The organism is Microbacterium sp. NPDC078814 (genome assembly GCF_040702645.1).
Classification (GTDB): Bacteria; Actinomycetota; Actinomycetes; order Actinomycetales; family Microbacteriaceae; genus Microbacterium.
The window spans coordinates 149,021-155,194 of record NZ_JBFBLT010000007.1 but is presented as its reverse complement, the minus strand read 5'-3'; the positions used below and the strand labels follow the sequence as shown (position 1 = coordinate 155,194).

10 protein-coding genes are annotated in these 6,174 nt (G+C 62.1%); 1 reads left to right on the top strand and 9 read right to left on the bottom strand.

Annotation, left to right across the window (positions count from 1 at the left end; all coding sequences use genetic code 11):
* Positions 1 to 161: 161 nt before the first annotated feature.
* A complete protein-coding gene (locus AB0300_RS14940) occupies positions 162 to 494 on the top strand; it encodes an ATP-dependent DNA ligase (RefSeq protein WP_366216309.1) in 333 nt (110 codons plus the stop codon).
* Positions 495 to 577: 83 nt separating this feature from the next.
* Here the strand turns inward: AB0300_RS14940 and AB0300_RS14935 are convergent, their stop codons facing one another.
* From AB0300_RS14935 to AB0300_RS14895, 9 genes are all read right to left on the bottom strand, one after another.
* Positions 578 to 2,035, bottom strand: a complete 1,458-nt coding sequence (locus tag AB0300_RS14935) for a right-handed parallel beta-helix repeat-containing protein (RefSeq protein WP_366216308.1) — start codon at positions 2,033 to 2,035, stop codon at positions 578 to 580.
* 98 nt (positions 2,036 to 2,133) lie between these two features.
* Positions 2,134 to 2,367 carry a hypothetical protein gene (locus AB0300_RS14930; protein ID WP_366216307.1) on the bottom strand — a complete coding sequence of 78 codons (234 nt, stop codon included), beginning with the start codon at positions 2,365 to 2,367 and terminating at the stop codon, positions 2,134 to 2,136.
* 37 nt (positions 2,368 to 2,404) lie between these two features.
* Entirely contained in the window at positions 2,405 to 3,052 is a 648-nt protein-coding gene (locus tag AB0300_RS14925) for a hypothetical protein (protein ID WP_366216306.1), read from the bottom strand.
* Positions 3,053 to 3,190: 138 nt separating this feature from the next.
* Positions 3,191 to 3,976: a hypothetical protein gene (locus AB0300_RS14920; protein ID WP_366216305.1), complete on the bottom strand. Its 786-nt coding sequence runs from the start codon at positions 3,974 to 3,976 to the stop codon at positions 3,191 to 3,193.
* Positions 3,977 to 3,984: 8 nt separating this feature from the next.
* On the bottom strand, positions 3,985 to 4,347 hold the full coding sequence (locus AB0300_RS14915; RefSeq protein ID WP_366216304.1) for a hypothetical protein: 363 nt from the start codon (positions 4,345 to 4,347) through the stop codon (positions 3,985 to 3,987).
* Positions 4,348 to 4,679: 332 nt separating this feature from the next.
* Entirely contained in the window at positions 4,680 to 5,234 is a 555-nt protein-coding gene (locus AB0300_RS14910; protein WP_366216303.1) for a hypothetical protein, read from the bottom strand.
* Between the two features lie 66 nt (positions 5,235 to 5,300).
* Positions 5,301 to 5,423: a hypothetical protein gene (locus AB0300_RS14905; protein ID WP_366216302.1), complete on the bottom strand. Its 123-nt coding sequence runs from the start codon at positions 5,421 to 5,423 to the stop codon at positions 5,301 to 5,303.
* Positions 5,420 to 5,596 (bottom strand): DUF3039 domain-containing protein, encoded by a 177-nt coding sequence (locus AB0300_RS14900; RefSeq protein ID WP_366216310.1) that lies wholly within the window; start codon positions 5,594 to 5,596, stop codon positions 5,420 to 5,422. Before AB0300_RS14900 ends, AB0300_RS14905 begins: the two co-directional genes overlap by 4 nt.
* Positions 5,597 to 5,646: 50 nt before the next feature.
* Positions 5,647 to 6,138: a hypothetical protein gene (locus AB0300_RS14895; protein ID WP_366216301.1), complete on the bottom strand. Its 492-nt coding sequence runs from the start codon at positions 6,136 to 6,138 to the stop codon at positions 5,647 to 5,649.
* Positions 6,139 to 6,174 lie beyond the last annotated feature (36 nt).

The following is a 6,174-nucleotide window of genomic DNA, read 5'->3' as shown; positions in this document are numbered from 1 at the left end:
AACCGTCATCGTCATCTCAGTATTGGTCCGTTCTCGCCCCGTGCAGTGCGAAGGTCAGCAGTGCTGGTGTCTCACCCCATCCTGACGCACAGGGAAGTGGGGTGACCGTCCGTGCTGTTAGGTGGGATTGTGGGTATGACCACGAGCGATAGGAACCCGTGATGGGCAAGTTCATCTACGACGGCGGACCGAAGACTGAGATCGAGGACCGTGCGCTCACACACCTCCAGCTCGTCATCACCGCGAAACTCCGACGTGGTGAGCCGTTTGCGTTCACCTGGAAGGACGATGCGAGCATCGGGGGCGGCCGCACGACCGTGTGGGTTCACGCTGGTTCGTCTCTTGTTTTCAAGTATGCGGGCAGCCGACAGCCTGCTATCAACCGCGCATGGGTTGACGCTCTTGCCTTCACCGCCAACGCTCCCACCGGCTTGTACCTCGTACCGGAGCCCGCAAACACAGGAGCGGTCGAGCACTTGCCGGGTGTGGTCTAGGCCGCTCGTTAGTAGTTCTCTAATGGCAGGACGTCTCTCCGTGCGGCTATCCAATTGATAGAGCCACACGGAGAGACGTCACCTCAGGCGGTAGTGCCGTCGACGATGATGCCGCGCGCGGTGAGCGCAGTAATTAGCGACGCCAGGGCTGCGTTTCCACCGCGCGATCCGGCGACGGTCGGCGTTGCGACCGTATCTAGGTCGAGGCGGGAGGAGGCCGTATCGGCCAAGCTGCGGGCGCCCAGAGAGTTTTCTCGGTAGGTGTTCCCGACGAGCATGACTCGCGTGATGGCGGCCGAGTTCGTGGTCTGGAAGCCGTACCTCTGACTCACGCCCTCCGACGTGTTCCCGAGGTAACGGATGTTCGTCGAAGCGAGCTGCGGGTTGATGATGCAACCGGCGTAGCTTCCCGGGTTGCCGGTCCCGTTGTCGCGGATCGTGCAGCCAGTGATGGCGAGGTCATCCACGCCGGAGCGCACATGGAACCCGTGCTGGCTGTTGCCCTCAATCGTCACGCCCTGGAACTTGATGCCTCGTGAGATCGCGGTCCAGTCAATGAAGACACCGGGGCCTACGTTGTTTCGGATGACTCCGCCAGTCATGGTGAAGTCGCGAGCAGCTCGGAGGTTGAGCCCGCCGCCGAAGTTGACGCTGTCCACCCCGTTCCCTTCGATGGTGCAGCCCATCAGATCGATACCGCCCTGGTTCACCGTGGGCGTGTATGCGAACGCGACGAGGAAACCGAAGTGTCCGTTGCCGGAGAAGGTGCAGGAGACGAACTTGATGTTCTCGCACACGACGGTGCCGGTGTTCGGTTCGATGTCGACGCCAGCCCGCGGGTTGGTTCCCGACGTCGTGCGGAACGTGCATCCGATCGCGGTCAGCCCCGAAACGTGGCTCACCGACATGCCCTGCCTGTTGTTGCCGTAGGAGTGCACGTTGATGAGCGTGATGTTCTTCGACGCCCCGCCCTGGTGGCCGACGTAGATGCCGTCGCCGTTGCAGTTGAACACCTCGACGTCGCGGAGGGTGATGCGCTGAGCGTTCGGTGCGATGTAGAAGCCATGCTGGTGTTCCGACGAAGCAAACAGTGCGCGTTGCCCGTCGACGCGCAGCCCGTCGATCGTCACGTCCGAGACGCCGGCGATCACGAACGCACTTGAGGCCAGCGCGGCCGACTTCCGTACCGTCGCACGGTTGCCGTACACGCGGGTGCCGGTCGGCACAGTGATTGCGGCACCAAGCAGGAGTGTGGTTCCTGCCTCGAGCGTCACGGAAGCTCCGAACGTTGCGGCCTTACTGAGAAGTGCTTGGAAAGCCGGGGCATCATCTGCTGCACCGTCGCCGACAACGCCATGCGCCGAGGCATGAAGCGTTGTCGCGTACCGGTCATCCGCCACCGCCTGCGACGCAGATGGGGTGGCGGACGACAGGAACCCGGCGACCGCCTGGTCGTTCTCATCAGAGAGGACCGCCGCATCCAACACAGGCTGCGGAAGACGGTAGTCCGCAGTATCAACAGAAACAAGACGATTGGTCATAGGTGTCATTCCTTCGAGTAGGGGAGCGGTGTTAACGCAGTCGGCCCCGTACTGCATGAAGCAATACGGGGCCAACGGGTGTGTGCCGATTGAGGATTTCAGAGCGTGTCAGGAACCGAATCGTCAACTTCACGCACCATCGTGGTAGCCATCAGGATCTCGTTCTCACCGAGGACCGTGACCACGGAGTTGCCGACTACGGTCCAACCCTCGCCCTCGTTTCTGATGAAGTTCTCGTCGTGGATCCACGCGAGCTCGCTGTAGGTGAAACTCTGAGGGGAATCGGGCACCTGGAGCCCGGTACGCCAGTAGAAAATCTTCACTCGTTGCATTGGTTTCTCCTTCTTTCGGATGGTTCGTTCCGGCCGGTCACGCCGCCCGATATAGCTTCCCGCTTGCCGGATCCACGAGAACCGCTTTCGCCCCAGACGGTGCGCCGGTCGGCAACGTGTCCAGGATGATCGTTGGTGCCGAAATGCGCGCCTGAGCCGTCGTGACTGACACTGCCGCTCCCGTCGCCCGCAGCCATGCGGTGAGGGTGTTCACAGAGATGTCGGCCGACCCACCGGGCAGCAGGCCGATACTCGAGGTGCCACCCGTCAGACCTACCGCGACCTTCGCGCCGTTCGACAAGACCAGCTCGCCATCCTCCAACCACGCAGATCCCACCGTCACCCGGTTGGGCTCGACCGTGACGTTGCCAGCGGTGACCTTCCCGCCACCGGTAAGGTTCACGTTCCCCTGTTGCGTAGTGTTGCCGGTCTGATTCACATTCCCGGTGATCGTCCCTGGCCCTTCAAGCCGCCATGGACCCGTCCATCGATACTGCCCGTTACCGATCAACGTACCTACGATTTGCAGCGTCCCGTCTGAGTCGATCAGCAGCAGCCCGCCGATGAAACGAACCCGACCGTTCGTAACCGAAGACGCCTCAAGAGGGTTCGCCGTCTCCAACACCCTCACCCGCTCCTGCAACCTACGCAACTCCGCATAAACATCAGACAAGTCATCAGCCATAGCATTTCCCTTTCGTAAAAAAACGGGGTTACCGCGCACGTAAAACGTGAGCGGCTATCCCCGGCGACCGACAGGGTGCGGGAGGAGTCCCCCGCACCCTGTCGGTCGCCCTGTCAGATTCGATGGACTCCGGTTCGATCAGTTGTTGCTGCGTGCCTGCTCTGCGGCGGCTTCGGCGTCGGTGTGGATAGTGGGCTGCATCCCGTACTGCATGCCCATGAGGAACCATGTGAGGTTGTCGGGCCGCATGTTCTCACGCAGGCTCGCAATGAGGTGGTCACCGCCTCGTCGCTCGTGGTACTCACCGTCTCCTGCCCACTCGAACCAGTCGTTGCGGCGTTGGGCGGCGGGTACGATGCGGTAGCGGCGCAGGCGTCGCGCTACCTCGTACAGTCCGGTGATGGCTTCCCACGCTTCGACTACTCGCGGGTTGCTCAGCCAGTGCTCGGCGGCATTCGGGTCACGGAATGCGTCGTACTCGGGCGCGTGTGCTGTCTCGGTAGACAGTGTTGTGATCGCGGTCTTGAGTGCCGGTCGGATGATGCCCGTGATCCACTTCTCGCCGTGCTCGGCTAGTACGGTCTTGAGATCCTGTGCGGCCATATCCCGGCCTTGGTTGAGGATCTTCTGGTACGGGGAGCTGGGGTCACGCTGCGCAATCGACTGTGCGGCTGCTGCGAGTGTCACCTGTTCGGGGGTGGCTGTTCCGTCAGCGAGTGCACGTGCTGCTGACTGCTGGGCCGAGTCGCTGTCTGTTCCCTCCCCGATGACCTTGATCTTGGCGACGATCTCAGCGTGACGGGCGGTCGCTTCGAGAACATCCTTGGGCACCTTGACGCCGTTCTCGCTTAGGATGCGCGGGATCTCGGTGAGGGCTCGGATGCTGTCCCCGTCGATGCGGGAAATCTTCGTAGTTGCGTACATGGGTCTCCTCAGTTGTCGAACACTCGGGCCACGATGTCTTCGACTTCGCGGTCGCTGCTTTTCGTCTGGCTGGTGTTGAGTGCTCGCTGCTCGTTGCTCATCCGGCCGGCGAGTTTGGCTGCTGCTGCTTCGGCCTCTACCGTCGCGTTGGCGTGGGCGCCGGTTCCGTTGATCGCGGCGATGCGTCGGGCTTCACGAATGATGTCCGCGCGGAACGCGTCGAGGCTGTGACCGCTGGGCAGTCGCTCGTTTGACACGTCGGTGAGTAGCTGGTCGAGGTCGTTCGAGCTCGGCTGTCGACCGTGTGCAGCGTTGTCGAGGATGACCCGCACGGGGTGAGCCCGGGAGATGTAGTTGGGGTTCTCAGTCATGTTGGTGTTGCTCCTAGTTCTTCTCGTGGTCCGGGCAGGTGTTCGACCATCTGCCCTTGTGAAATGTCGAGGCCCACCCATCTGCGTGCGCTAGCCGGCTGACTGGTTCACGCCCGTTGGGTGGGCCTTCTGGGACGTAGATGTTGTCGCACTCGTCGCAGAGCATGACGATGGATATGGTCACGGTCCCCCTGTTCTCTGCACCTTCGGAAACACGGTGCAGTGTGTTTCGTGTTGTTCCTGTCGCACCCATGCCCCAGAGCCGGTGCGGAACCATCGGACCCACGGCCAACAGGTGTGGCACGTCGCCGGCATGATCGTGATCGGGCGATTCACCTCACACCACCAAGCACGTTCCCGGGAGCATCCGTACTCCCCCACTCGCCATCAGGAATCGGGGCCGTGTCCCAGTCGAAGACCGCACCCGATTGCTCATTCATGAACGGCTCGTTTTCGCTGAAACTGACACCCCCTGTATTCCCTGCCTGCCTGTCCTGCCTTGCCTGTGCTGTCCCCTGGGACATGTCCCCCGGGACATCCCCCGGGACATCCCCCTTTGAAGCTCTCTGCCTCGCCTTCTTCTCTCGCTCGCGACGTCGGTTGTTCTCCAACGTCTCGAACTCGGCTCTGCTGGTCTGGGTGGCTTGATAGTCGGCCATCAACCACCCGTTGGCGTCCTGCCGCCATAGGCCGGCTGCGACGATCCCCTTTACGCTGTTTCTGTTGAAGCGGGGGATGAAGTCGAGGTCGTCTGCCGTGACTCGTCCGTCCGTGCGGTTCTCCACCATCCACGCCCCAGCGCAGATGAATGCCTTGAAGTCGTCACCGGTCAAGCCCATGACTCGACGGTCGTTCAACCATCGGCCGGTAAATCGAAAGTCGCTCATCCCTCCTCCTTTCTCTGTTCAGTTGGGCACTGCCCCTCACCAGGCCGGCGGTGAGGGGCAGTGGGTCTAGCGCTCGACGCGATCGAAGCTCAGCCCGCCCGCGCGGATCAACTCGGCCTCGAGTAGGTCGTCCGCGATCGCGAACAGGTCCGGCCGCAAGTTGCGCGCCTGCATCTCGGTCGCGTTCATGACGGCAACCCGGCGTAGACGCTTTGGCACGGCAGGCACAGGCTCGCAGTCGTGTCCTCTGTAGACCCCCCACCCTGGGACGACGGGACGAAGATCACGCCACAGAGAGCACGGGCAGGTTCGCCGTTGACCACGCCTGCGAGGATCGCCGACTTGTGTACCCAGTGATTCACGACATCGGTTCGTGTGTGGGTCGGAGTCGGACGCGTGATCGTCTGCGCGCTCACTGTTCCCGCTCCCGAAGCGCTTCCTCCGTAGCCGCATCGCGCTTCAGCAACCTAGGCTCGCCTTTCAACAACAACGCTGCGGCAACAAGGTCTTCGGCCACGTCCATCGCCCAACGCGCCACATCCGGGTCTTGGTCGGCGCGAAGTTCCTCACGGATGTAAATGTTCGGAACCCCGTTGTCGTAGAGCTCGACGCGGCCATCCGGGTGGAGGCGTCCACCGCCATAGATCTCCACGTCCCGGATCGTCCGAGAGAAGGAGAAGACAGTTCCCTCCACCTCGTCTTCGATGTCGAGGAACTCGAGTTCCTCGGTCCACGAGGGCGCTGCTGCGGACACCTCAGGGTGCGCGCGGAGATAGGCGGCCGAGTACTCTTCCCAACCGGGGTCGCGGCGGGTTGGGGGTGGAGTTGCTGCTTTGCTCTCCACCCCCGCTGCCAACAAGGTGCGCTTGGTGCGCGAATCTGCTTTACTGGTGTGACTAGTCATTTCGAATCTCCTTCATTTGACTACTTGGCTCAGATC

Excerpts from the sequence above, each read along its gene's own strand:
- AB0300_RS14925 (WP_366216306.1), bottom strand. The coding sequence starts at position 3,052 with ATGGCTGATGACTTGTCTGATGTTTATGCGGAGTTGCGTAGGTTGCAG.
- AB0300_RS14930 (WP_366216307.1), bottom strand. The coding sequence starts at position 2,367 with ATGCAACGAGTGAAGATTTTCTACTGGCGTACCGGGCTCCAGGTGCCC.
- AB0300_RS14935 (WP_366216308.1), bottom strand. The coding sequence starts at position 2,035 with ATGACCAATCGTCTTGTTTCTGTTGATACTGCGGACTACCGTCTTCCG.
- AB0300_RS14915 (WP_366216304.1), bottom strand. The coding sequence starts at position 4,347 with ATGACTGAGAACCCCAACTACATCTCCCGGGCTCACCCCGTGCGGGTC.
- AB0300_RS14910 (WP_366216303.1), bottom strand. The coding sequence starts at position 5,234 with ATGAGCGACTTTCGATTTACCGGCCGATGGTTGAACGACCGTCGAGTC.
- AB0300_RS14895 (WP_366216301.1), bottom strand. The coding sequence starts at position 6,138 with ATGACTAGTCACACCAGTAAAGCAGATTCGCGCACCAAGCGCACCTTG.
- AB0300_RS14920 (WP_366216305.1), bottom strand. The coding sequence starts at position 3,976 with ATGTACGCAACTACGAAGATTTCCCGCATCGACGGGGACAGCATCCGA.
- AB0300_RS14905 (WP_366216302.1), bottom strand. The coding sequence starts at position 5,423 with ATGAACGCGACCGAGATGCAGGCGCGCAACTTGCGGCCGGACCTGTTC.
- AB0300_RS14940 (WP_366216309.1), top strand. The coding sequence starts at position 162 with ATGGGCAAGTTCATCTACGACGGCGGACCGAAGACTGAGATCGAGGAC.